The sequence below is a fragment of the Bradyrhizobium sp. IC4060 genome (genome assembly GCF_020193715.1).
Classification (GTDB): Bacteria; Pseudomonadota; Alphaproteobacteria; order Rhizobiales; family Xanthobacteraceae; genus Bradyrhizobium; species Bradyrhizobium yuanmingense.
Map to the genome: position 1 here is coordinate 19,785 of NZ_JADYVJ010000010.1, position 21,849 is coordinate 41,633.

A 21,849-nucleotide genomic window follows, 5' to 3' on the forward strand; every position below is an offset into this window, starting at 1 on the left:
ATCAATTGGCCTGCGCGGTGGCGGGCCGCTTCGGTTGCTGACCTGCAGGCTGCTCCGACATCTCAGGCCAAAGGTCAACCCGAAATCCTCCAGCCGCACCCTGAGCTCGGCCGCAACGTACTTGACGTATTCGGACAGGAGCAGCCGCAGCGTCGAGCCTGAGATCCACCACGGCTCCTCGCGCCATTTTTCGCCGACCACCGCGAACGGGATCAGCGTCGTCCGCGGCATCGCATGCGAGAATTCCACCAGCGCGCGCGGCATGTGATAGTTCGAGGTGACCACGATCAGAGACGTAAACCGGCGCCCCTCGGCCCAGCGCCGCGCCTCCGCGGCGTTGCCGCGGGTCGAGAGCGCGGTGCGGTCGAGGTCGACGCAGCAGGTCATGAAGGACTGATTCTCCGGCAAGGTGCGGGAGATGTCGTTCGCCGTCGAGGTCGGATGCACGCCGGAAATCAGGAGCCGCCTGCCGTAGCCGGCAGCCAGCAGCTCCATCGCGTCCGATACCCGCGAGGAGCCGCCGGTCAGGACCACGATGCCGTCCGCCTTGCGATCGGGTACTTTCTCGGCCCCGCGCAATTGCGCCAGGAACGCAATGAAGCCCGCCGCCGCGCCGACGAAGGCGAGCGCGATCGTCGACACGATTGCCGCGCGCAGCCAGCCGCGCGGCAGTTTCGGCGATCGATCGTCGGTCGGCGAGCTCATGCGATGTCGGTGATCCCTTCCCGATCTAATTTTATGACGTTTTGAGGCGAAGTGGAGTCCGGTTTCTTCACCCTCTCCCCTTGTGGGAGAGGGTGGCATAGGCGGCCGCCGGCCGCCGTTCTTAAGAACGCCGATGCTTTGCATCGGCTATGGCGAAAGCGGCGAGACGGGTGAGGGGTTCTCTCCGCGCATTCACCTCGACATTTGTACGCGTGGACAGAACCCCTCATCCGGCGCTTCGCGCCACCTTCTCCCACAAGGGGAGAAGGGAAGAAAAGAAACTCAATCAACATCGTTCAATGTCGCGAACAGCGTTTGGCGCGAGGCGACTGCGGTAATGGCGCCGATCAGGACGGCCTGAACCGCGAGCACGATGTAGCCGGAGGGGCGCAGCGAGAAGGTGCCGAGCAGCGCGGCGAACTGGTCGCCGACGGGAGTCCCGGAAAACCAGCCTGCGATGGACTCGGAGAAGCCGAACATCAGCATGGCGGCACCGCCGCCGATCACGCCGCCCTCCAGGCCCAGCCTGAGGAAATGACGCAGGAAGTGGTTGGCGATGTAGCGGTCGCCGGCGCCAACGAAATGCAGGACCTCGACGATCGGACGGTTCGCCGCCATTGCGCCGCGCGTCGCGAACGACACCGAGATGATGGTTGCGACGATGACGAGCGCGAGGATGCCGAGGCCGGCCAGCACGGTGGCGTTCGTCATCAGGCGCATGCGCTCGATCCAGGCGCGGTGATCGTCGACGCTGGCGCCCGGCGCGACCTGCGCCACGCGCGCGCGCAAGGCGCCGAGATCGAGCGGCGTGCCCGGCTGCACGCGCGCGATGATCATGCGCGGCACCGGCAGATCGTCCATCGACAGGCCGGTGCCGAGCCAGGGCTCGAGCAGCTTGCCGCTCTCGTCCCTGGTGAACGGCTTGACCTCGACGATGCCGGCTTGCGTGCGCATCGCTTCCGCCACGGCGGCGGTGTCGCGGTCGAGATCGCGGCCGGCCTGCGGGCGAACCTGGATGGTGATTTCGCTCGCGACGTCCGACTGCCATTCGGCCGCGGAGGCACTCACCAGCAGCACCGTGCCCGTGGCCATCGAGGCGAGGAACGTCATGATGGCGACCACCGCGAGCAGCGCTCTGCCGTGGATCGAGGCGCGCGGCACGATCGGCGACATGTTGCGCGCCTTGGCCGGAAGCTGCGGACGCTCCTGCCCGAGATCGACCAGCACGCCGCGCTCGTCCAGCCTACTCATAGACGTGCAGCCGTCCCTGGTGCAGCACCAGGCGCCGCGCCTCGTACTGGTCCATCAGGCCGATGTCGTGGGTGGCGATGATGACGGCGGTGCCTGATTTGTTGAGCTCGATGAAGAGTCGCAGCAGGCGGCGGCCGAGCGTCGGATCGACGCTGCCGGTCGGCTCGTCCGCGAGCAGCAGCTGCGGCCGCGAGATCACGGCGCGCGCGATCGCGGCGCGCTGCTTCTCGCCGCCCGACAGGATCGGCGGCAGCGCGTCCATGCGGTCGCCGAGGCCGACCCAGCGCAACAGATCGATCACCTCCTTGCGGTAGCTCGACTCGCTGCGGCCCATGACGCGGAATGGCAGCGCGACGTTCTCATAGGTCGTCATGTGATCGAGCAGGCGAAAATCCTGGAGTACGATGCCGATGCGCTTGCGCAGGTCTGCGATTTCGTCCTTGCCGAGCTGCGAGATGTCGTGGCCGAACAGATTGACGAGGCCCCGCGTCGGTCGATGCGACAGGAACAACAGGCGCAGCAGCGACGTCTTGCCGGCGCCGGACGGTCCGGTGAGAAACTGGAAGGAATGCGCGGGGATCTGGAAGGTGAGGTCGCGCAAAATCTCCGGCCCCAGACCGTAACGCAATCCGACATTTTCGAACCGAACCAAGCTCAGCTCCGTTCGAGAGGAGGCGCGGGCCGCCTTGCGGCGCTCCGCCATACGCGATCAACGGGTTTTGCCGCCGTTATGGTTTCCGGTTCGTTAACGGTCGCCCAGTAGCATAAGGGGCGCCCGGTCTCCGCGACCGTGGCATCGTCAAGACCTTCGTTCATGCATCAAGGCTCGTCCATGCATATCGTCTGCCCCCATTGTATGACATCCTACGCCATCAAGCTCGCGAGCCTTGGGGCGAGCGGGCGGGCGGTCCGCTGCTCCCGCTGCAAGGAGACCTGGATCGCCCACGCCGAGGATGCCATCGAGGAGGCGTCCGTTCCGGCCATGGCCGCGGCCAGCCGAGCCGACGACCAGTCCGACCTCGCCGAACAATGGAACTCCTATGCCAAGGACGACGGCGCCACTGATACGCCGGTCGTCGATAGTCCCTCGATCGCCAGCGACTGGCCGAATGAGGAGACCCGCGAGACCGAGGACGAATGGTCGGCAGCGGCCCGGCAGGCCGAAGAGGAGGCCGTCGGCGCGCAACACCAGTCCTGGTTCCGCAGCCTGTTCCCCCGCCGCGGCGCGCGGGTGAGCCGCCCGGTCGCCACCACAGCTCCGCGCAAATCCTATCTTGGCCTGCCGACCGCCTGCGCCGCGATGGGCGCGCTGGTGCTGGCACTGGTGCTCTGGCGCGGCGACGTGGTGCGGCTGCTGCCGCAGACGGCAGCGTTCTACAAGATGGTCGGGCTCGAGGTGAACTTGCGGGGTCTCGCCTTCAAGGACGTCAAGCTCTCCAGCGAGACCGTGGACGGTAAACAGGTGTTGGTGATCGAGGGCGTCATCGTCGGCGACGGCAAGAAGCCGCTCGACATTCCGCGGCTGCGCTTTGCCGTGCGCGACGCCCAAGGCTCGGAGATCTATGCCTGGAACACGGTGCTGGAGCAGACCGTGCTGCGGCCAGGTGAGCGCGCCTTCTTCCGCTCGCGCCTGGCCTCACCGCCGCCGGAGGGCCGCAACATCGACGTTCGTTTCTTCAACCGGCGCGACATTGCCGGCGGCAGCGTATAATCGCCCCCAGGGGAGGTTGATACCAAGGTTCGTCTCATGCCGAAGATCTTGATCGCCGACGACGAGGATTCGATGCGCGCGCTGGTGGCGCGCGCCATTGCCATGGACGGCCACGAGACCGTCACCGCCCAGGACGGCGCAGAGGCGCTGGAGATCCTGACCCGCGAGGATGGCGCCTTCGACCTGTTGCTCACCGACATCCAGATGCCGGTGATGGACGGCATCGCGCTGGCGCTCTCCGCGGCGCGCGATTTTCCCGACCTGACCATCCTGCTGATGACCGGCTTTGCCGACCAGCGCGAGCGCGCCTCGAACCTGAACGCGCTGGTGCATGACGTCGTGACCAAGCCGTTCTCGGTCGCCGATATCCGCACGGCGGTCGCCGACGCGCTGGCGGCGAAGAAGGGCTAGCGTCGGCGGTATCCCCATATCGTCATTGCGAGCGCAGCGAAGCAATCCAGACTGCCGTCGCGGAAAGACTCTGGATTGCTTCGCTGCGCTCGCAATGACGAAAACTGTGGCGCGATCGTAGCCCGCATCAGCGCAGCTAATATGCGGGAACACTGCCCCGGATGTCGCTGCGCTCATCCGGGCTACGAGAACTGAGCCGTCCCTCAAAACTCCTTCAGCAGCCGCTCGAGATAATCGAGCTCGATCTGCGGCCGCGAGGGATCGCCGAGACGGCGGCGGAGCTCTTCGAGAATGCGGCGGACACGCTGCGTGTCGATCTCGCCGGGAATCTTGACCGTATAATCGTCGCCATATTCGCGCCCATGCAGCGGCCGGCCGAGCGGATCGGTCTGGTTGCCGCCGCTCTGCTGCCGGCCGGCACGCTGGCCGGGGCCGTCGCCCTGGCCGTCGCCATCGCCCTGCTGCATCGCCTCGGCCATCTTCTGCGCACCCTTGCGCATGGCGTCGAGTGCCTTGCCCTGCGAGTCCACGGCGCCGTCGGCATTACCCTCGCCGAGCTTTGATCCGGCATCGCCCATGGCACCGTCGGCTGCATCCAGGCTGCCGTCATCGCCCTGGTCGCCATCCTGATCGCCGTTCTGGCCGGGCTGGCCCTGCTCGCCTTGCTGACCCTTCTGGCCCTTCTGTGCCTGCTGGCCCTGCTGACCCTTCTGCCCCTTCTGAGTGAGGCCGCGCTTGGCAAGCTCGTCCTGCAGCTTCTTCAGGCGATCGCGCAGTCCCTGCTGGTCCTGCTGCAGCTCCGACATGGACTGATCGCCCTGCTGCTGCTTGCCGCGCGAGCGGTCGCGCCGGGAATCCTGGCCCTGCTTGAACGTCTTGTCGCGCAATTGCTGCTGCTTGCGGATCATGTCGCCGAGCTCATTGAGCGCCTGCTCCATGTCACTCTCGCCGGACTGCCCCGGCTGCGCCATCTGCAGGCCTTCCAGCATCTGCTGGAGCTGGTCGAGCAACTGCTTGGCCGCATCCTTGTCGCCGGAGCGCGACAGGCGCTCCATCCGATCGATCATGTTCTGCAGATCCTGCTGACGCAGGACCTTGGTGTTCGGATCGAGCGGCCGCGCCAGCTGCTGCGGGTCATTGTTGTTGCGGAACTGCTCGGCGAGCTGGCGCATGAAATCGTTCAGCGCCTGACGCAGATCCTGCGTGAGCTTCTTGATCTCCTCGTCGCTCGCGCCGCGCTCCAGCGCCTGCTTCAGCGCTTCCTGAGCCGCGCGCAACGCCTTCTCGACGTCGGAGATCTTGCCGTCCTCGATCGTCACCGCAAGCGCCCACAGGCTCGCCACGACCTCGCGCAAGGCATCGTCGGTACGCGCCGCTTCGAGCTGCCGGGCCACGCTGTGCAGTCCGAGATATTGTCCCGGCTCCGGCGTGAACATCTCGGGCGCGATCATCAGCCCGTCGAGCGCGGCATAGACGTCCGAATTCTTGTTGGCGTCGAGCGCGAGGATGCGGCGCTGCTCGATCAATGCACGGGCCAGCGGCTTGGTGAAGAGCCGCTCGGGCAGGCGCATGTTGAACGGCTCGCTGGCGGCCTCGTTGCCGGCCTCGTCCTTGGCCGTGAGCGTCAGCGTGACCTCGGCGCCGGCATAGGGATCCTCGCTGAGATCCTTCACGGATTGCCCGACGCCGTTGCGGGTGCGCGCATTCGGCAGCGCGAGCGGGAATTTCGGCGGCTGGAACAGCGGCCGCGGCGCCGTCCTGCTGTCGCCATCGCCGACGGCGGCCTTCGGACCATCCTTAGGGCCATCCTTGACACCATCTTTGGCGTCGGTCGGCCGCGGGGCGAATTTCGCCTCGGCGCCGGTGACGCCGTAATCGTCCTCGATCTTGTAGGAGAGCTGGAGCGCGCCGCGCGCCTGGCGCTCCGGGTCCTTCGCGAGCGCGATCGTCGGTGGACGATCCGGCGTGGCGGCGAACGCCCATTGCGGCTGACCGGAGGGCGCCCGGACCTGCGCGGTGCCGTCGCCGGAAATCGCGAAATGCTTTTCGTTGGTTCCCTTGGGGCCGGCTTCAGCCGGGGCGACCTCCTTGAGGCCGCCGGAGACGGCGACATCCAAATTGCCGCCGGAGGAGCGCACGATCAGGGTCGAGCCGGCGGGAACGGCGAGCGGGCCGCTGGCGGGCAGCGCCGCCGCTTCCTTGTTGGCGGCCGACAGGATGACCGGCGGCCTGCCGGTGTAGAGCGGCGGCGTGACCCAGGCATCGACGCGAACATTGGCCGGGGGCAACACCCCGTTCCAGTCGAAGGCGGCGCCAAGGCGCATCGCACGCTCGTCACCCGCGGCAAAGAAGGTCGCGACCAGCATCACCATCACGAGGGCACGCAGCGCCCAGGGGTCGTGAAGCGCGAGCCGGGGCTGCGGCACACCGGCGCGGATGCGCTTGATGGAGGCGAGCGTGCGCTCGCGCTGCGCCTGCCACAGCGCCTGCGCGACCGGGTCCTGTGAGGTCAGCGTGTCCGTGAGCGTGGTGGCCGGGCGGTGCCGGATGCCGGAGCCACGGTCGAGCCGGGCGAGCGCTTCTTCGCGGCTCGGCCAGCGGAAGCGAATCAGCGGGAACAGGGCGGCCGCCGCGATCGCGGCGAAGAGGGCGAGACCGACGGCCCTGGCCGTGAACGGCAGCGCCAGCCAGAGGCCGGCCCAGGACACCACCAGGAACAGGCCGACGACGGTCAGAAGGCGCGCCGCATTGGGCCAGGCACGCTCCCACGCGATGGCATAAGTTGCCCGATCAAGGGCCTGCGCCAGCTTCAGCCGCGACAGCGCATCGCCGTTGCGGATCGGGTCTGACGGCTCGGGGGTGACGCCGTTCAATCAACTCTCCAGGTTGCCCGGTAGAGCAGAGCCTATCACAACGGCAGCACTGAGGCATCCGTTCCCGTACGGGAGCGCCTCCTTTTCCCGCATAACACGAGGACGTGACTGGCCGGGTGCAACCCCGTAATTTCCGCGCGCCAATCTCGAGGGAAACGAAGGAAACGCCATGGACAAGAAGATGCACGACAAGGGCCTGGAAGTCCGCAAAGCTGTGCTGGGCGAGGCCTATGTCAACAACGCCCTGAAGAACGTCGACGATTTCAACCGCCCGTTCCAGGAGATGCTCAACGAATATTGCTGGGGCACGGTGTGGGGCCGCGAGGAGCTGCCGCGCAAGACCCGCAGCATGCTCAACATCGCTATGATCGCGATCCTCAACCGTCAGCACGAGTTTCGCGCGCACCTGAAGGGCGCGCTGACCAACGGCGTCACCCGCGAGGAGATCCGCGAGATCCTGATGCAGGTCGCGATCTATGGCGGCATGCCCGCCGCGGTCGACAGCTTCCGCATCGCGCGCGAAGTGTTCGCGGAGATCGACGGGAAGGCGTGAGACCCAGCGCCAATCTCAACTGTCGTCCCGGGGCGCGCGAAGCGCGAGCCCGGGACCCATAGCCACAGGACGATGTGGCTACGACGACTCGGAGCGGCGCCTTTGCGCGACGATTCCTCCCTGTGGTTATGAGTCCCGGACCGGCGCGCGCTTTAGGGCGCGCTTGTCCGGGACGACATCGAGGGCGGTGTGCGCGTTTTCAACAACAACCAAAGGGAAACACCATGGACATCGGATTCATCGGGCTCGGAAACATGGGTTTCCCGATGGCGCGGCGGTTGATCGAGGCGGGGCACAGGCTCGTCGTATTCGACACGCGCAAGGAGGTTATCGGCAAGCTGGTCGCGCGCGGTGCCCTTGCCGCGTCGTCGCCGAAGGACGTCGCTGACCAGGCCGAGACCGTCATGGCGAGTTTGCCTTCGCTGCAGGCTTCACTCGACGTCGCAACGGGAGCGAACGGCGTGATCGAGGGCAGGCGCGCCAAACGCTTCGTCGATCTCTCCACCGTCGGCTCGGCAATGGCTGTGAAGATTCACGGGCTGCTCGCCGAGCGCGGCATCGTGCAGATCGACTGTCCCGTCTCCGGCGGCGTCGGCGGCGCCGAGAAGGGCACGCTTGCCGTGATGGTGTCAGGCCCGAAAGCCGAGTTCGCGCTGCTCAAGCCTGCGCTTGAGGTGATCGGAAAGGTGTTCTTCATCGGCGAGAAGCCGGGCGCGGCGCAGACCATGAAGCTGGCCAACAATTTTCTGTCGGCGACCGCGATCGTGGCGACGTCGGAAGCCGTGGTGATGGGCGTGAAGGCCGGGCTCGATCCCGCCGTGATGATCGACGTCATCAATGCCGGCTCGGGCATGAACACCGCGAGCCGCGACAAGTTTCCGCGCGCGGTGCTGCCGCGCACCTTCGACTTCGGCTTCGCCACGGGATTGATGGTGAAGGACGTCCGGCTGGCGCTGGAGGAGATGAAGCAGCTCGGCCTGTCGATGGAGGTCGCCGACGCGGTCGGGCGGCTGTGGGAAACGGTGATCCGCGCCGAAGGCGCCGAGTCCGATTTCACCGCGGCCATCAAGCCGATCGAGAAGAAAGCGGGTGTGATCGTAGGCGGAAAAAACTGACGTTCAGCGAAATAGCGCGGTCGTGCTGAATCTGCTCGACAGTTCAAGCGGTTTTGCCCGACGGCCACGCATCATTCCGAAACCCCCAGTCTACTGTGCATGGGGTTGTTTTGCAGGTTTTGGTAGCGGCCTCACAGCCACGGCGCCGGCGTGTCCATTGCAATGAGCTGCTCCACCTCGATGCGCGGGCGCACCACGGCGTATTGGTCGCCCTTCACCAGCACCTCCGGCACCAAGGGCCGGGTGTTGTAGGTTCCGGCCTGCACCGCGCCATAGGCGCCTGCGGTCATGATGGCGAGGAGATCGCCGGGCGCGGGCGTCGGCAACGTGCGGTCGAGGGCAAGATAGTCGCCGGTCTCGCAGACCGGGCCGACGACATCGGCCTTGATGGTGGCGGCGCCCTTGGCGGGCTGCTTCACCGCCAGGATGTCGTGATGCGCCTCGTACAGTGTCGGGCGGATCAGGTCGTTCATGGCCGCGTCGATGATGACGAAATTCTTGCCGTCGCCGTGCTTCACATAGATCACCTTGGCGACCAGAATGCCGGCATTGCCGACGATCATGCGGCCCGGCTCGAACATCAGCGTGCAGCCGAGATTGTGGCTGACGCGCCTGACCATGGCGGCATAGGCGGCCGGCGCCGGCGGCGCCTCGCGATCCATGTAATAGGGAATGCCGAGACCGCCGCCGAAATCGACGTGGCTGATGTCGTGGCCGTCGCCGCGCAGCTCCTGTACGAATTCGGAGAGGATGCGGAACGCGGTCTCCATGCCGGACAGGTCGGTGATCTGGCTGCCGATATGCACGTCGGTGCCGGTCACCTTGATTCCGGGCAGCTTCGCCGCGCGCGCATAGACCTCGCGGGCATGCACGATCGGGATGCCGAACTTGTTCTCGGACTTGCCGGTGGAGATCTTTGCATGTGTGCCGGCATCGACGTCGGGATTGACGCGGAGCGAGATGCGCGCGGTCTTGCCCATCTCGGTCGCGAGTCGCGACAGCAGCTCGAGCTCCGGCTCGGATTCGACGTTGAGGCAGAGGATGTCGGCGGCGAGCGCCGCGCGCAGCTCTGCCTCGGTCTTGCCGACGCCGGAGAAGACGATCTTGCTGGCGGGAATGCCGGCGGCCAAAGCGCGCTTCAGCTCGCCGCCCGAAACCACGTCGGCGCCGGCGCCGAGCTTGGCCAGCGTCCGCAGCACCGACTGGTTGGAGTTCGCCTTCATGGCGTAGCAGACCAGCACCTTCTCGCCGGCAAAGGCCTCGGTGAAGACGCGGTAATGCCGCTCCAGCGTTGCGGTCGAATAGCAGTAGAACGGCGTGCCGACGGTGGCAGCCAGCTCGGACAGGTTCACCGCCTCGGCGTGCAGCACGCCGTTGCGATAGTCGAAATGGTTCATGGCGCAGGCTCGGTTGTCCCGGCTTATTTCTTGCCGGGAGGTTCGTCCAGGAGCGGGTCGAGAATAAACGATTTCTTCCGGCCCTTGGCCGCCGCGGGCGCGGCATCCGCGCTGGCCGTGGGTTCGAACAGGCTCGGCGCCTTCTGGGCCGCGGTCTCGGGCTCGACGGGTGCGGTGCCGGTGGCTGCGGGGGCGTTGGAGGCGGTCGGCGGCAGATCCAGCGGGCCCTTGCGGCCGCAACCTGCAAGCGCGAGCGCCGTCAGGCTCAAGACAATGATGGCCCACCCCGAGCCGGCCGGGCGAAACTTTGACGTCACGACGAAAATCCCCACTACGCGCGGCGCACCATACAGAGATTGGCGCGTTCTGGCGAGAGCCGGATGACCATGAAACATAAGCGAAATTTTGCCCTCAGCCCAATTTTCGCTCTTTTTCCAGCCGCTTCGCCCAGGCCTTGGCCTGGGACGCCACGTTCTTCGGCGCGGTGCCGCCAAAGCTGGTGCGGCTCTTCACCGACGATTCGACCGACAGCACGCCGAGCACGTCCTTGGTGATTTTGGGCTCGATCGCCTGCATTTCCTTGAGCGGCAGCTCGTGCAGCGCGACGCCCCCCTCGGCGGCCTTGGCGACGATGCGGCCCGTGACGTGGTGCGCCTGGCGGAACGGCATCTTCAGCGTCCGCACCAGCCAGTCGGCGAGGTCGGTCGCCGTGGCATAGCCCTCGCCCGCGGCCGCCTTCATCTTGGCTTCGTCCGGAACGAGATCACGGACCATGCCGGTCATGGCGCGGATTGCCAGCGACAGCGCGGCAAAACCCTCCATGGCGCCCTGCTTGTCCTCCTGCATGTCCTTTTGATAGGCGAGCGGCAGGCCCTTCATGACGATCAGGAGGCCGTTGAGCGCGCCGATGACGCGGCCGGTCTTGGCGCGCACCAGCTCGGCGGCATCCGGGTTGCGCTTCTGCGGCATGATCGAGGATCCCGTGGTGAACTTGTCGCTGAGCCGGATCATGCCGACCAGCGGCGAGGTCCAGATCACGATCTCCTCGGCAAAGCGCGACATGTGCACGGCGCAGATCGAGGCGGCCGACAGCGTCTCCAGCACGAAATCGCGGTCGGAGACGGCATCGAGCGAGTTCGCCATCGGGCGGTCGAACAGGAGCGCCTTCGCGGTGGCATGGCGGTCGATCGGGAACGAGGTGCCGGCGAGCGCAGCCGCGCCCAGCGGCGATTCGTTCAGGCGCTTGCGGGCGTCCTGGAAGCGGCCGCGGTCGCGCGCCGCCATCTCGACATAAGCCAGCAGGTGATGGCCGAACGTGACGGGCTGCGCCGTTTGCAGATGCGTGAAGCCGGGCATCACGGTTGCGGCGTGCTCCAGCGCGCGGTCCACCAGGGCCTGCTGGAACGCGGCGAGCGCGGCATCGGTCTCGTCGATGACGTCGCGGACGAACAGACGGAAGTCGGTGGCGACCTGGTCGTTGCGCGAACGCGCGGTGTGCAGCCTTCCGGCGGCCGGGCCGATCAGCTCCGACAGGCGGCTCTCGACATTCATATGGATGTCCTCGAGCGCGCGCTTGAATTCGAAGCCGCCCTTGCCGATCTCTGACAGGATTGTGTCTAGACCCTTGCCGATATTTTTCGCATCAGAAGCCGTGATGATGCCCTGATTGGCCAACATCGCGGCGTGGGCCTTGGACGCGGCAATGTCCTGGGCGAAGAGGTGACGATCGACGTCGATGGAGACGTTGATCTCTTCCATGATCTCGTCGGGGCGTTCCGAGAACCGGCCGCCCCACATCTTGTTGCTCATGATCCCCTGCTCACGCCTGATTTGCCGCACGTTTGCTGGCCGCGGCCAGCCGTATTAAGAGGCCCCTGATAGCCATATCTGCGACCGGATGACAAACGATATGCTCGACCAGAAGCCCTCCGCCACGCGCCGCATCCCCTTCGTCATCGCCGCCGTGGCGATCGTCGGGCTGGCCGGCTTCGCCGCGCTGTACGGGCTCGGCCCGAGCCGGGCGCCCTTGGGCGATCCGACCTGCAAGGCGGCGGTGGCGACGGCGCAGAAGATCGCCCCGCTCGCCCATGGCGAGGTGGCGGCGCTGACCATGGCAAGCGCCCCGCTGAAGCTGCCCGACCTCACCTTCGAGGATGCCGAGGGCAAGCCGAAGAAGCTGTCCGACTTCCGCGGCAAGACCCTGCTGGTGAACCTCTGGGCCACCTGGTGCGTGCCCTGCCGCAAGGAGATGCCGGCGCTGGACGAGCTCCAGGGCAAGCTATCGGGCCCGAATTTCGAGGTGGTGGCGATCAACATCGACACCCGCGACCTGGAGAAGCCGAAAACCTTCCTGAAAGAGGCCAACCTGACCCGGCTCGCCTATTTCAGCGACCAGAAAGCCAAGGTGTTCCAGGATCTTAAGGCCGTGGGACGGGCACTGGGCATGCCCACCTCCGTGCTGGTCGACCCGCAGGGGTGTGAAATCGCGACGATCGCGGGGCCGGCGGAATGGGCGAGTGAGGACGCGCTCAAGCTGATCCGCGCGGCAACCGGCAAGGCCGCCGCGGCGCTTTAAGGGTTTAGGCCGTCACATTGAGATTGCCGCCGACGCCGGGGGCGACATTGGCGAGCGAGGGCTGGCCGGTGCCGAGCAGCGTCAGGACGGTGGATTTCTCCATATCCGCGTTCTGCTTGGTCAGCGTCGCCGCGATATTCGACTGCAGCGCGCCTTGCTGTGCGGCCAGCATGCTGCTGACCATTGCCATCATGTCCATTACGCGAACCCTCGTGCCGGCCGTAACCTAGGCGCGAGAGGTTAACGCGACATGAATTGTCATGGAGCAGTACGGGCAATCGTGTCCCGGACAAGGGGCGGCACGCAAGTGACGCACCGCAGAGCCGGGACCTAGCCTTCAGCGCGCGGCTCCTGGGCCTCGGCTCTGCAGCGCTCCGCGCTGCGTCCGGGGCACAAGGCCACCTTACCGCGTCGGCACCGGCTTGGCGCCGCGGTAGTCGTAGAAGCCGCGCTGGGTCTTGCGGCCGAGCCAGCCGGCCTCGACGTATTTGACCAGCAGCGGGCACGGGCGGTACTTGGAGTCGGCTAGCCCCTCGTGCAGCACCTGCATGATGGAGAGGCAGGTGTCGAGCCCGATGAAATCGGCAAGCTCGAGCGGACCCATGGGATGGTGGGCGCCCAGTTTCATCGCCGCGTCGATCGCCTCGACGTTGCCGACGCCTTCATACAGCGTGTAGATCGCCTCGTTGATCATCGGCAGCAGGATGCGGTTGACGATGAAGGCCGGGAAATCCTCGGAGACCGCGACCTGCTTGCCGAGCTTGCCGACGAAGTCCTTGGCGGTCTCGAAGGTGGCGTCGTCGGTGGCGATGCCGCGGATCAGCTCGACCAGTTCCATCAACGGCACTGGATTCATGAAGTGAATGCCGATGAAGCGCTCCGGGCGGTCGGTGGCGGCGGCGAGGCGCGTGATCGAGATCGAGGACGTATCGGAGGCGACGATCGCCTCCGGCTTCAATACGGCGCAGAGCTCGTGGAAGATCTTGCGCTTGACCTCTTCCTTCTCGACCGCGGTCTCGATGACGAGGTCGCAATCGGCGAGATCGTCCAGCTTCTCGGCTAGCTTGATACGCGCAATCGCCTTGGCCCTGTCGTCCTCGGTGACGGCCTTCTTGGAGACCTGGCGCGCCAGATTGCCGTTGATGGTGGCCATGCCCGACTTGAGGCGGTCGGCCGAAACGTCGTTGAGCACCACGTCGAAGCCAGCGAGCGCCGCGACATGCGCGATGCCATTGCCCATCTGACCCGCGCCGATCACGCCGACCTTCTTGATCACTGCCGCCATATTGTCATCCACCGGAACGGCGCGCGGGGGGCGCGCCCTGCCTTTTTCCCCTCGAGCCGGGAGGTCCGATTTAATCAGAACCTTGGCTCGAAACCTAGATTGGATCGTCTCCAAGGCGCGCCCACGCCAAAGAAAACGCCTCAGAAACGCAACACCGGCCGGAGTTTATACCTCCGGCCGGTGTTTTCGATGCCTTTTACTTGCCGAGCTTGCCGAGTTCGGCCGTCAGCTCCGGAACCGCCTGGTAGAGATCGGCGACCAGGCCATAGTCGGCGACCTGGAAGATCGGCGCGTCCTCGTCCTTGTTGATCGCAACGATCACCTTGGAGTCCTTCATGCCGGCCAGATGCTGGATCGCGCCGGAAATGCCGACCGCGACATAGAGCTCGGGGGCCACCACCTTGCCGGTCTGGCCGACCTGCCAGTCGTTCGGCGCATAGCCGGCATCGACCGCGGCGCGCGAGGCACCGACACCGGCCCCAAGCTTGTCCGCGAGCGGCTCGATGTACTTGGCAAAGTTCTCGCGGCTCTGCATGGCGCGGCCACCGGAGACGATGATCTTGGCCGAGGTCAGCTCGGGGCGATCGCTCTTGGCGACTTCCTCACCGACGAAAGTCGACAGGCCCGGATCGGCCGCCGCCGCCACGGTCTCGACCGGGGCGCTGCCGCCCTCGCCTGCTGCGGCGAAGGTCGAGGTGCGGACCGTGATGACCTTCTTGGCGTCCTTCGACTTCACCGTCTGGATGGCGTTGCCGGCGTAGATCGGGCGCTCATAGGTATCGGGCGCGACCACCTTGGTGATCTCCGAGACCTGCATGACGTCGAGCAGAGCGGCGATGCGGGGCATCACGTTCTTGAAGCGCGAGGTCGCCGGCGCGACGATGGCGTCATAGCCGGACGCCAGCGACACCACCAGCGCAGCCAGCGGCTCGGCGAGATCGTGCGCGTAGAGGTCGCCATCGGCGAGCAGCACCTTCTTCACGCCAGCGAGCTTGGCAGCGGCATCCGCCGCGGCCTTGGCGTTCTGGCCGGCGACCAGCACCTCGACATCCGCGCCAAGCGCGGCAGCTGCGGTCAGGGCCTTGTTGGTGGCGTCCTTGAGCGACGCATTGTCGTGTTCGGCAATCAGAAGCGTCGTCATCAGAGCACCCCGGCTTCGTTCTTGAGTTTCGACACCAGCTCGGCGACGTCCTTGACCTTGACGCCGGCCTTGCGGCCCGCGGGCTCAGCCGTCTTCAGAACTTCGAGGCGCGCGGCGATGTCGACGCCGTAATCGGCGACCGTCTTCTCCGCGATCGGCTTCTTCTTCGCCTTCATGATGTTGGGCAGCGAGGCGTAGCGCGGCTCGTTGAGGCGGAGATCGGTGGTGACGATCGCCGGTCCCTTCAGCTTCACGGTCTGCAGACCGCCATCGACTTCACGCGTCACCTTGAAGTCGGTACCTTCGACCTCGAGCTTGGAGGCGAAGGTCGCCTGCGACCAGCCGAGCAGCGCGGCCAGCATCTGGCCGGTCTGGTTCGAGTCATCGTCGATCGCCTGCTTGCCGAGAATGATCAGGCCCGGCTGCTCTTCGTCCGCAACCTTCTTCAGGATCTTGGCGACGGCGAGCGGCTCGACGGTGCCGTCCGCCTTCACCAGGATGCCGCGATCGGCGCCCATGGCAAGACCGGTGCGGATCGTCTCGGACGCCTGCGCAGGTCCAATCGAGACCACCACGACCTCGGTGGCCTTGCCGGCTTCTTTCAGGCGCAGCGCTTCCTCGACAGCGATTTCGTCGAAGGGGTTCATGGACATCTTGACGTTGGCGAGTTCAACGCCCGATCCATCGCCCTTGACGCGGACCTTGACGTTGTAATCGACCACCCGCTTTACCGGCACTAAGACCTTCATCGATCCTCTTTCACTCAATTTGGGAGGGGGGTTATCAACTGGCGCGGAACCTAAAGGCCTGATCTGCCCCGGTCAACGCGCGAACGGGTCTAATTTTGGCCTTCTGAAATGCGCCGAGCGCGATGGGTCAGCGGTTCTGGCCGGGAACCCAGAGCACGTCGCCGGCGCCATTGCCATTCACGGCCCGGCTGGCCACGAACAGAAAGTCGGACAGACGGTTCATATAATGGATGCCAGCCGCGCTGACCGGCTCGCCCGGCTGGGCCGCCAGTTCCACGATCACGCGTTCCGCCCTGCGGCATATCGTGCGCGCCACATGCAGATGGGCCGCGGCCGGCGCGCCGCCGGGAAGCACGAAGGAGGTCAGCGGCGCAAGCTTGTCGTTGAGCGCGTCGATGTCGCGCTCGAGCCGCTCGACCTGGCTCGCCACCACCCGCAGCCGCTCGGCCTTGCCTTCCCGCTCCGGCACGGCGAGATCGGCACCAAGATCGAACAGATCGTTCTGGATGCGGCCGAGCATCGCATCGAGCTCGGGCATCTCCGCGGTGTAGAGCCTGACCACGCCGATCGCCGCGTTGGTCTCGTCGACGGTGCCATAGGCCTCGATGCGCAGATCGTATTTCGGACGCCGCTCTCCGGTTCCGAGCGCCGTCGTGCCATCGTCACCGGTCTTCGTGTAGATGCGGTTCAGCACCACCATGATCAGCGTCCCATCGCCCAGACCGCGAGCATCGCGACGATGATCGCCACGAACTGAAGCAGCACGCGCCAACGCATCAGCTTCTGCGAGGTGTTGGGCGAGCCGCCGCGCATCATGTTGATGAGCCCGAGCAGCAGCACCAGCGCCACGGCGCCGGCTGCGGCCGGCAGGATGAAAGTACTCAGAAAAGATGCCATTTGAGGGTAGATAACACCGTGTGTGCCGGTCCGCCATCTCCCCAGCTCGTCATTCCGGGGCGACGCGGCGGGATCGAGCGAAGCGAGACCCGGCGCGTCGAGCCCGGAATCCATCGCGCCACTTGCGCCGCGGCTAGATGGATTCCGGCCTCGCGCTGCGCGCGCCCCGGAATGACAAAGGGGGCTTCGCGAACTGGCTTTTGGGCCAAGAATATCAGATGGTAGCGCGATGATTTTTCGATTTGCGCCCATTGCTTGTTCTCCTGGCCTCTCCCTACGTTCAGAAGGAGACAGCAGCGGCGTAGGTGCCAAGTGAAAGCCATCCGCTACATCTACTGCGTCGCTGAGGACGCGTTCTACACGTTCCTCGCCGATGACGGCTGGGCGATCGCGAGCCACATCGCGCTCTCGACGCTGATGGCGCTGTTCCCATTCCTGATCGTGCTGACCGCGCTCGCCGGCTTCTTCGGCTCCAAGGAACTCGCCGACCAGGCCGCTAGCCTGATGCTCCAGGTCTGGCCCAAGCAGGTCGCCGATTCGATCTCGGGCGAGGTGCATGACGTGCTGACCACCACTCGGACCGGCCTTCTGACCATCGGCGCGGCGCTGTCGGTCTATTTCGCCTCGAACGGCGTCGAGGCGCTGCGGGTCGCGCTCAACCGCGCCTATGCGGTGGTGGAGATGCGAAGCTGGTACTGGCTTCGGCTGGAGTCGATTGCCTATACGATCATTGCGGCCTTCACGGCGCTCGCTATGGCGTTCCTGATCGTGCTCGGTCCGCTCATTATCGAGGCGGCGCGGCGCCACATTCCGCTGTTCGTCGAATCCAACGAGAGCATCCTCACCTGGGTGCGCTACGGCATCTCCATCGGCGCGCTGGTGGTGGCGCTGATCATCCTGCACGCCTGGCTGCCGGCGGGACGGCGCAGCTTCCTGCAGATACTGCCCGGCATCGTCTTCACCATCGTGGCGTCACTGATCTCCAGCATCGTGTTCGGCCAATACCTGGCCCGCTTTGCCAACAACTACGTGACCATGTATGCGGGGCTCGCCTCGGTGATCATCGCGCTGGTGTTTCTGTACTTCATCGCCGCGATCTTCGTTTACGGCGGCGAGCTCAATGCCGCGATCATCAAGTCGCGGCTTCCTCACGGCGTGTCGCTTCAAGCAGCGCAGTCGCTAAAGCCCTCGGAGACACAGGCTTGACCAGGAAGGCGTCGGCCCCGGCTTCGCGCGAGGCGGCCTCGTCCTCGCCGCGGCCGGACACGCCGATGATCGGGATCCGAGCCAGCGGCGTTGGCAGCCTGCGGATCCGCCGGATGGCCTCGATGCCGTCGATGCCCGGCAGCACCATGTCCATCAGCACCGCGTCGAATGCGCCCTGCTCCAGCCGGTTCACGGTGTCCTCACCGCGCCCGATGAACTCGGCGTGATGGCCGAGCTCGGTCAAAATGGTGTTGAGCACGACGCGGCCGAACGGATTGTCCTCGACGCTGAGAACGCGAAGCGCAGCGGCCGCCTCGGGCTCGCTGCCGTCCTTTGCCTTGCGGGTCTTGCCCCGTCCCGCCAAGTCCAGCGACACCGTCAATGTGAAGGTGGCGCCGCCACCGCGGCGCGGAGCGACGGTGATGTCGCCGCCCATCGCCCGCGCCAATTGCTTGACCGAGGAGAGCCCCAAGCCGGCGCCGCCGAAGCGTGCGGCAATCGTGACATTGGCCTGGGTGAACGGGCGGAACAGCCGCTTGATCTCGGCCATGGTCAGGCCGATGCCGCTGTCGGACACGGCGAAGGCGACGCCGAACCTGCCCTTTGCTTTGCCTTTGGCGGGACGCCACGGCTCGACGGCGAGGGCCACTCCGCCCTGGTCGGTAAATTTCACGGCGTTGTCGATCAGGTTCTCGAGCGCGGCGCGCAGGCGGACGGAATCACCGACCACGAGCCCTGGGATCTTGTCGGCGATCTCGACCTTGGCCTGGAGACCTTTGGCCGCGGCGCGGCCGGCCAGGGAATCGCCGGCGGTGCGGGCGAGCGCCTTGAGATCGAACAGATCCTGGCGCGGCGTGCTGCCGCCCTTCTCCGTTCTGGCAGCATCCACGAACAGCGTGGCGAGGCTCGCCAGATGCTCGGCGCCGGCCTTGATGGTGTCGGCCCAGCGCCGCTCCCGCTCGCCGAGATCGGAGGTCGCGAGCAGGTCGCTGATCGCGAGAATGCCGGTCAGGGGGGTGCGGACCTCATGGGCAAACGCGGCCAGCGCCGCCTGGACGACATCAGGCGCAGCCGCCTTGGTGCTGCGCTTGCGCAACTGGCCGGCCGCCTTGGGCCGCTTCCGAAGCGGCCGCCGCCTGGACGTCCGGGTGGTGCGCACTGGACGCGTCTTCGCCGCCATGAATCCCCTTCGAAGTACCCTCTTCGAACCCCGCGCTGGCCAAGCATGGCACGGAGGAACGCCCGGAGTCACGGCGACGTTTCGCTAACCCCCAGAGAAACTTAACGTAATCCCACCAGCTGGCAGATCGCGGCAGGCGTGAGGCCGGCCGAACGCAATTCGCGCAGACCGGTCGAGCGGCTCGATTTCGACAGCTTCCGGCCCGCCTCATCCCGAATCAGCCGGTGATGGCGATAGGCCGGCTCGGGCAGGCCGAGCAGAACCTGGAGCAAGCGGTGCACCGCCGTGGCGTAAAACAGGTCTTGGCCCCGCACGATCTCGCTGGCGCCCTGGAGCGCGTCGTCGACGACCACCGAGAGATGGTAGCTGGTCGGCGTCTCCTTGCGGGCCAGGATGACATCGCCCCAGGCCTCCGGCCGCGCCGGGACGATGCCGCGCTCGCCGTCCGGCCCCTCGCCGAGTTCGTTCCAGCTCAGGCCGGCGGCGCGGCGGCAGGCGGCCGCCATGTCGAGCCGCAGCGCATAGGGCGCGCCCGAGGCGATCAGCTGCGCGCGCGCGTCAGCCGAGAGCGATTTGGCTTCGCCCGGATAAAGCGGCGCGCCGTCGGGATCACGTGGCCACGGCCGGCCGGCCTCGCGCGCCGCCACCAGCCTTGCGATCTCGGCGCGGCTTTCGAAGGCGGGATAGACGAGACCGAGCGCAGAGAGCTTGTCCAGCGCAGCGCGATAATCGGCGAGATGTTCGGATTGACGCCGCACCGGGGTCTCCCAGGCAATCCCAAGCCAGGCGAGATCCTCGTAGATCGCCGCCTCGAACTCCGGCCGGCACCGCGTCGCGTCGATGTCCTCGATTCGCAGCAGCAATCGGCCGCCGGACTCGCGCGCTCGGTCGAAATTGAGCAGCGCGGAATAGGCGTGGCCGAGATGCAGGAAGCCGTTCGGGCTCGGGGCGAATCGGAAAACGGGTGGTGCCATCACATGAATCTCGTCATGGCCGGGCTTGTCCCGGCCATCCACGTTCTTCGGTACCACAGACCGATGGTGTCAACGTCACGAACAAACACCACGACCACCGCTCATGCTACACAGTGCCTCGCGGTGAGAAAGACGTGGATGGCCGGACAAGCCCGCCATGACGCTGGAGAGAACCCGCCCGCCATGACCATCCACCTCGAAACCCAGTCCGATCTCGAAGAGGCCGTCCACGCGCTGATCAAGCGCGATCCGCGGCTCAAGCCCGTGCTCGAGATCGCGGGCATGCCGGCGTTGCGGCGGCGCGAGCCCGGGTTTACGGGGCTCGCGCACATCGTCTGCGGGCAGCAGCTCTCCACCGCGAGCGCCGCGGCGATCTGGGGGCGGCTGTCGGCCGCATTCGATCCGTTCGACCATGACGCCGTGCGCCGCGCCCGCGCCGACCGGCTGGGGCGGCTCGGCCTGTCCGCCGCCAAGATCAAGACGCTCAAGCATCTCGCCCGCGAGATCGCCGCGCAGCGGCTGAACCTCGACGTGCTCGCGGAGGAGGATGCCGACGCGGCGCATCACACCCTGATCGCGCTGCCCGGCATCGGCCCCTGGACGGCCGACCTCTACCTGCTGTTCTGTCTCGGCCACGGCGATGCCTGGCCGGCCGGCGACCTCGCCGTGCAGGAAGGCATCCGTATCGGCCTCGGCCTCAAGGCGCGGCCGACGGAGAAGCAGATGGCGCCGATCGCCGAGCCCTGGCGTCCGCTGCGCGGTGCGGCGGCGCATCTGTGGTGGAGCTATTACCGCGCGGTGAAGAAGCGCGAGGGCGTGCTCGCGGAATCGGGCTAACCCCGCAGCCGCGCGCGGTCGGTCCGGGCGCATTCGGCGACGAATTCGATTACGGCGCGCACCGCCGGCAGCTCGACGAGGTCGGGATGGGCCAGCAGCCAGAGATCCGCAACGCTGGCGAGCTTCTGCGGGGCGACGCGCACGAGATCGGAATAGGCTTCGGCGACGAAGCACGACAGCGCGGAGATTCCGATGCCGGCGCGGACCGCCGCCAGCATGTCCCCCTGGGACGAGCAGCGCATCGCCACCCTTGCCTGCCGCGTGACGACGTCGCTCCAGCGCGCAAGCTGCGCATTGGACGTCTGGTCGGCGAAGCCGATGACGCTGTGCTCCTTCCAATCGCCGCGCCTTTCCGGCAGGGACCGCCCGGCGGCATAATCGCGCGAGGCATAGAAGCCGGTGCCGAGACGGCCGATCTTGCGGCCGACCAGGTTCTCCTCCCCGGTATCGAAGGGCCGCAGCACCACGTCCGCCTCACGCCGGCGCACGCTCGCCGGAAATGGATGGGTGATGATCTCGAGCTGGATATGATCGTGCGCGCGCAGGAAGGCTGGCAAGCGCGGCATCAGCCAGTGCGAGGCCAGCGTCGCGCCGATCGACAGCTTGACGATGCCGCGCGCCTTGTGTCCACCCGCCGCCACTGCGGTTTCGGCCCGCAGCGCTGCGGCCGCCATGGCCTCGGCGTGCTCGCGCAAGGTCCGTCCATCCGCGGTCAGCGCCAGGCCATCGGCAGCCCGCGCCACCAATCTGGTGCCGAGCTGGGCTTCCAGCGCCGCGATCTTGCGGCTGACGGTGGGATGGCTGGTGTGCAGGCGGCGGGCGGCGGCGGTGAAGCTGCCGGTATCGGCGACCGCGACGAAGGTCTTGCAAAGGTCCCAATCCATCGGCGGCCCTGTTCATACCTGAATGATCGTCCGTTCATTATTGAACGGCCCGGGCGGCGCCGTCCAACCTTATAATGGGATCAAATCCGCGGCCACGGGCGGCCC

General features: G+C 66.5%; 23 protein-coding genes and 1 pseudogene. 8 read left to right on the plus strand and 16 right to left on the minus strand.

The features are described 5' to 3' along the window. Position 1 precedes the first annotated feature (1 nt). A pseudogene (locus tag I6F16_RS27040) lies at positions 2-642 on the minus strand (YdcF family protein). On the opposite strand from I6F16_RS27040, the gene I6F16_RS38235 reads away from it, so the two are divergent. Next, the gene (locus tag I6F16_RS38235) at positions 596-718 is read left to right on the plus strand and encodes a hypothetical protein (RefSeq protein WP_346656594.1); all 123 of its coding nucleotides are present in this window, start codon (positions 596-598) and stop codon (positions 716-718) included. The pseudogene I6F16_RS27040 and the gene I6F16_RS38235 overlap by 47 nt on opposite strands. Before the next feature lie 269 nt (positions 719-987). On the opposite strand, the gene I6F16_RS27045 is transcribed toward I6F16_RS38235, so the two are convergent. Together I6F16_RS27045 and ftsE are read right to left on the minus strand one after the other, a co-directional pair. Beyond that, entirely contained in the window at positions 988-1,956 is a 969-nt protein-coding gene (locus I6F16_RS27045; RefSeq protein WP_225174166.1) for an ABC transporter permease, read from the minus strand. Further along, complete coding sequence (gene ftsE, locus I6F16_RS27050) at positions 1,949-2,608, minus strand: cell division ATP-binding protein FtsE (RefSeq protein ID WP_057028593.1); 660 nt, start codon at positions 2,606-2,608, stop codon at positions 1,949-1,951. The genes I6F16_RS27045 and ftsE overlap by 8 nt, the downstream gene beginning before the upstream one ends. Before the next feature lie 180 nt (positions 2,609-2,788). Here ftsE and I6F16_RS27055 point away from each other — a divergent pair, with 180 nt between their 5' ends. Both I6F16_RS27055 and I6F16_RS27060 read left to right on the plus strand, forming a co-directional pair. Continuing rightward, positions 2,789-3,667 carry an MJ0042-type zinc finger domain-containing protein gene (locus I6F16_RS27055; protein ID WP_225174167.1) on the plus strand — a complete coding sequence of 293 codons (879 nt, stop codon included), beginning with the start codon at positions 2,789-2,791 and terminating at the stop codon, positions 3,665-3,667. A 36-nt stretch (positions 3,668-3,703) separates the two neighbouring features. Next, complete coding sequence (locus I6F16_RS27060; RefSeq protein ID WP_035996894.1) at positions 3,704-4,078, plus strand: response regulator; 375 nt, start codon at positions 3,704-3,706, stop codon at positions 4,076-4,078. Positions 4,079-4,281: 203 nt separating this feature from the next. On the opposite strand, the gene I6F16_RS27065 is transcribed toward I6F16_RS27060, so the two are convergent. Next, complete coding sequence (locus I6F16_RS27065) at positions 4,282-6,951, minus strand: TIGR02302 family protein (RefSeq protein WP_225174168.1); 2,670 nt, start codon at positions 6,949-6,951, stop codon at positions 4,282-4,284. A 169-nt stretch (positions 6,952-7,120) separates the two neighbouring features. On the opposite strand from I6F16_RS27065, the gene I6F16_RS27070 reads away from it, so the two are divergent. Beyond that, positions 7,121-7,504, plus strand: coding sequence for a carboxymuconolactone decarboxylase family protein (locus I6F16_RS27070; protein ID WP_028134137.1), 384 nt, complete (start codon positions 7,121-7,123; stop codon positions 7,502-7,504). Between the two features lie 224 nt (positions 7,505-7,728). Beyond that, positions 7,729-8,619 carry an NAD(P)-dependent oxidoreductase gene (locus I6F16_RS27075; protein WP_225174169.1) on the plus strand — a complete coding sequence of 297 codons (891 nt, stop codon included), beginning with the start codon at positions 7,729-7,731 and terminating at the stop codon, positions 8,617-8,619. 131 nt (positions 8,620-8,750) lie between these two features. Here the strand turns inward: I6F16_RS27075 and lysA are convergent, their stop codons facing one another. The 3 genes from lysA to argH all read right to left on the minus strand — a co-directional run bounded on the left by lysA (position 8,751) and on the right by argH (position 11,825). Beyond that, complete coding sequence (lysA, locus tag I6F16_RS27080; RefSeq protein WP_225113037.1) at positions 8,751-10,016, minus strand: diaminopimelate decarboxylase; 1,266 nt, start codon at positions 10,014-10,016, stop codon at positions 8,751-8,753. Positions 10,017-10,039: 23 nt separating this feature from the next. Next, positions 10,040-10,333, minus strand: coding sequence for a lipoprotein (locus I6F16_RS27085; RefSeq protein ID WP_225113036.1), 294 nt, complete (start codon positions 10,331-10,333; stop codon positions 10,040-10,042). Between the two features lie 94 nt (positions 10,334-10,427). After that, positions 10,428-11,825, minus strand: coding sequence for an argininosuccinate lyase (argH, locus tag I6F16_RS27090; protein ID WP_225113035.1), 1,398 nt, complete (start codon positions 11,823-11,825; stop codon positions 10,428-10,430). Positions 11,826-11,925: 100 nt separating this feature from the next. Between argH and I6F16_RS27095 the strand changes: the two genes are divergently transcribed. After that, positions 11,926-12,591 carry a TlpA disulfide reductase family protein gene (locus tag I6F16_RS27095; RefSeq protein WP_225113053.1) on the plus strand — a complete coding sequence of 222 codons (666 nt, stop codon included), beginning with the start codon at positions 11,926-11,928 and terminating at the stop codon, positions 12,589-12,591. Positions 12,592-12,595: 4 nt separating this feature from the next. Here the strand turns inward: I6F16_RS27095 and I6F16_RS27100 are convergent, their stop codons facing one another. The 6 genes from I6F16_RS27100 to I6F16_RS27125 form a co-directional block, all read right to left on the minus strand. Then, positions 12,596-12,790, minus strand: coding sequence for a hypothetical protein (locus I6F16_RS27100; RefSeq protein ID WP_036020754.1), 195 nt, complete (start codon positions 12,788-12,790; stop codon positions 12,596-12,598). A 204-nt stretch (positions 12,791-12,994) separates the two neighbouring features. Further along, a complete protein-coding gene (locus tag I6F16_RS27105) occupies positions 12,995-13,876 on the minus strand; it encodes a 3-hydroxybutyryl-CoA dehydrogenase (RefSeq protein ID WP_035996839.1) in 882 nt (293 codons plus the stop codon). A gap of 196 nt (positions 13,877-14,072) precedes the next feature. Continuing rightward, complete coding sequence (locus tag I6F16_RS27110) at positions 14,073-15,017, minus strand: FAD-binding protein (RefSeq protein WP_036020748.1); 945 nt, start codon at positions 15,015-15,017, stop codon at positions 14,073-14,075. Beyond that, positions 15,017-15,766, minus strand: a complete 750-nt coding sequence (locus I6F16_RS27115; RefSeq protein WP_036020746.1) for an electron transfer flavoprotein subunit beta/FixA family protein — start codon at positions 15,764-15,766, stop codon at positions 15,017-15,019. The genes I6F16_RS27110 and I6F16_RS27115 overlap by 1 nt, the downstream gene beginning before the upstream one ends. 127 nt (positions 15,767-15,893) lie before the next feature. Further along, positions 15,894-16,466, minus strand: a complete 573-nt coding sequence (locus tag I6F16_RS27120) for a cob(I)yrinic acid a,c-diamide adenosyltransferase (protein ID WP_225113034.1) — start codon at positions 16,464-16,466, stop codon at positions 15,894-15,896. 2 nt (positions 16,467-16,468) lie between these two features. Then, positions 16,469-16,663 (minus strand): twin transmembrane helix small protein, encoded by a 195-nt coding sequence (locus tag I6F16_RS27125; protein ID WP_036020744.1) that lies wholly within the window; start codon positions 16,661-16,663, stop codon positions 16,469-16,471. A gap of 312 nt (positions 16,664-16,975) precedes the next feature. Here I6F16_RS27125 and I6F16_RS27130 point away from each other — a divergent pair, with 312 nt between their 5' ends. After that, positions 16,976-17,869: a YihY/virulence factor BrkB family protein gene (locus I6F16_RS27130; protein WP_109142243.1), complete on the plus strand. Its 894-nt coding sequence runs from the start codon at positions 16,976-16,978 to the stop codon at positions 17,867-17,869. Here the strand turns inward: I6F16_RS27130 and I6F16_RS27135 are convergent. Further along, a complete protein-coding gene (locus I6F16_RS27135; RefSeq protein WP_225113033.1) occupies positions 17,796-19,049 on the minus strand; it encodes an ATP-binding protein in 1,254 nt (417 codons plus the stop codon). The two genes, I6F16_RS27130 and I6F16_RS27135, sit on opposite strands and share 74 nt — an antisense overlap. A gap of 101 nt (positions 19,050-19,150) precedes the next feature. Then, complete coding sequence (gene gluQRS / locus I6F16_RS27140) at positions 19,151-20,023, minus strand: tRNA glutamyl-Q(34) synthetase GluQRS (protein ID WP_225113032.1); 873 nt, start codon at positions 20,021-20,023, stop codon at positions 19,151-19,153. A gap of 183 nt (positions 20,024-20,206) precedes the next feature. Here gluQRS and I6F16_RS27145 point away from each other — a divergent pair, with 183 nt between their 5' ends. Next, a complete protein-coding gene (locus I6F16_RS27145) occupies positions 20,207-20,860 on the plus strand; it encodes a DNA-3-methyladenine glycosylase 2 family protein (protein ID WP_225113031.1) in 654 nt (217 codons plus the stop codon). On the opposite strand, the gene I6F16_RS27150 is transcribed toward I6F16_RS27145, so the two are convergent. Next, the gene (locus I6F16_RS27150; protein ID WP_035996816.1) at positions 20,857-21,744 is read right to left on the minus strand and encodes a LysR family transcriptional regulator; all 888 of its coding nucleotides are present in this window, start codon (positions 21,742-21,744) and stop codon (positions 20,857-20,859) included. The genes I6F16_RS27145 and I6F16_RS27150 overlap by 4 nt on opposite strands. Positions 21,745-21,849 lie beyond the last annotated feature (105 nt).

Bases quoted from the DNA above. Each gene is read 5' to 3' on its own strand.
- I6F16_RS27120 (WP_225113034.1), bottom strand. From the start codon at position 16,466: ATGGTGGTGCTGAACCGCATCTACACGAAGACCGGTGACGATGGCACG.
- I6F16_RS27100 (WP_036020754.1), bottom strand. From the start codon at position 12,790: ATGGACATGATGGCAATGGTCAGCAGCATGCTGGCCGCACAGCAAGGC.
- I6F16_RS27045 (WP_225174166.1), bottom strand. From the start codon at position 1,956: ATGAGTAGGCTGGACGAGCGCGGCGTGCTGGTCGATCTCGGGCAGGAG.
- I6F16_RS27095 (WP_225113053.1), top strand. From the start codon at position 11,926: ATGCTCGACCAGAAGCCCTCCGCCACGCGCCGCATCCCCTTCGTCATC.
- I6F16_RS27110 (WP_036020748.1), bottom strand. From the start codon at position 15,017: ATGACGACGCTTCTGATTGCCGAACACGACAATGCGTCGCTCAAGGAC.
- I6F16_RS27150 (WP_035996816.1), bottom strand. From the start codon at position 21,744: ATGGATTGGGACCTTTGCAAGACCTTCGTCGCGGTCGCCGATACCGGC.
- I6F16_RS27145 (WP_225113031.1), top strand. From the start codon at position 20,207: ATGACCATCCACCTCGAAACCCAGTCCGATCTCGAAGAGGCCGTCCAC.
- lysA (WP_225113037.1), bottom strand. From the start codon at position 10,016: ATGAACCATTTCGACTATCGCAACGGCGTGCTGCACGCCGAGGCGGTG.
- gluQRS (WP_225113032.1), bottom strand. From the start codon at position 20,023: ATGGCACCACCCGTTTTCCGATTCGCCCCGAGCCCGAACGGCTTCCTG.
- I6F16_RS27070 (WP_028134137.1), top strand. From the start codon at position 7,121: ATGGACAAGAAGATGCACGACAAGGGCCTGGAAGTCCGCAAAGCTGTG.
- I6F16_RS27060 (WP_035996894.1), top strand. From the start codon at position 3,704: ATGCCGAAGATCTTGATCGCCGACGACGAGGATTCGATGCGCGCGCTG.
- argH (WP_225113035.1), bottom strand. From the start codon at position 11,825: ATGAGCAACAAGATGTGGGGCGGCCGGTTCTCGGAACGCCCCGACGAG.
- I6F16_RS27105 (WP_035996839.1), bottom strand. From the start codon at position 13,876: ATGGCGGCAGTGATCAAGAAGGTCGGCGTGATCGGCGCGGGTCAGATG.
- I6F16_RS27115 (WP_036020746.1), bottom strand. From the start codon at position 15,766: ATGAAGGTCTTAGTGCCGGTAAAGCGGGTGGTCGATTACAACGTCAAG.
- I6F16_RS27075 (WP_225174169.1), top strand. From the start codon at position 7,729: ATGGACATCGGATTCATCGGGCTCGGAAACATGGGTTTCCCGATGGCG.
- I6F16_RS27055 (WP_225174167.1), top strand. From the start codon at position 2,789: ATGCATATCGTCTGCCCCCATTGTATGACATCCTACGCCATCAAGCTC.
- I6F16_RS38235 (WP_346656594.1), top strand. From the start codon at position 596: ATGAAGCCCGCCGCCGCGCCGACGAAGGCGAGCGCGATCGTCGACACG.
- I6F16_RS27125 (WP_036020744.1), bottom strand. From the start codon at position 16,663: ATGGCATCTTTTCTGAGTACTTTCATCCTGCCGGCCGCAGCCGGCGCC.
- I6F16_RS27135 (WP_225113033.1), bottom strand. From the start codon at position 19,049: ATGGCGGCGAAGACGCGTCCAGTGCGCACCACCCGGACGTCCAGGCGG.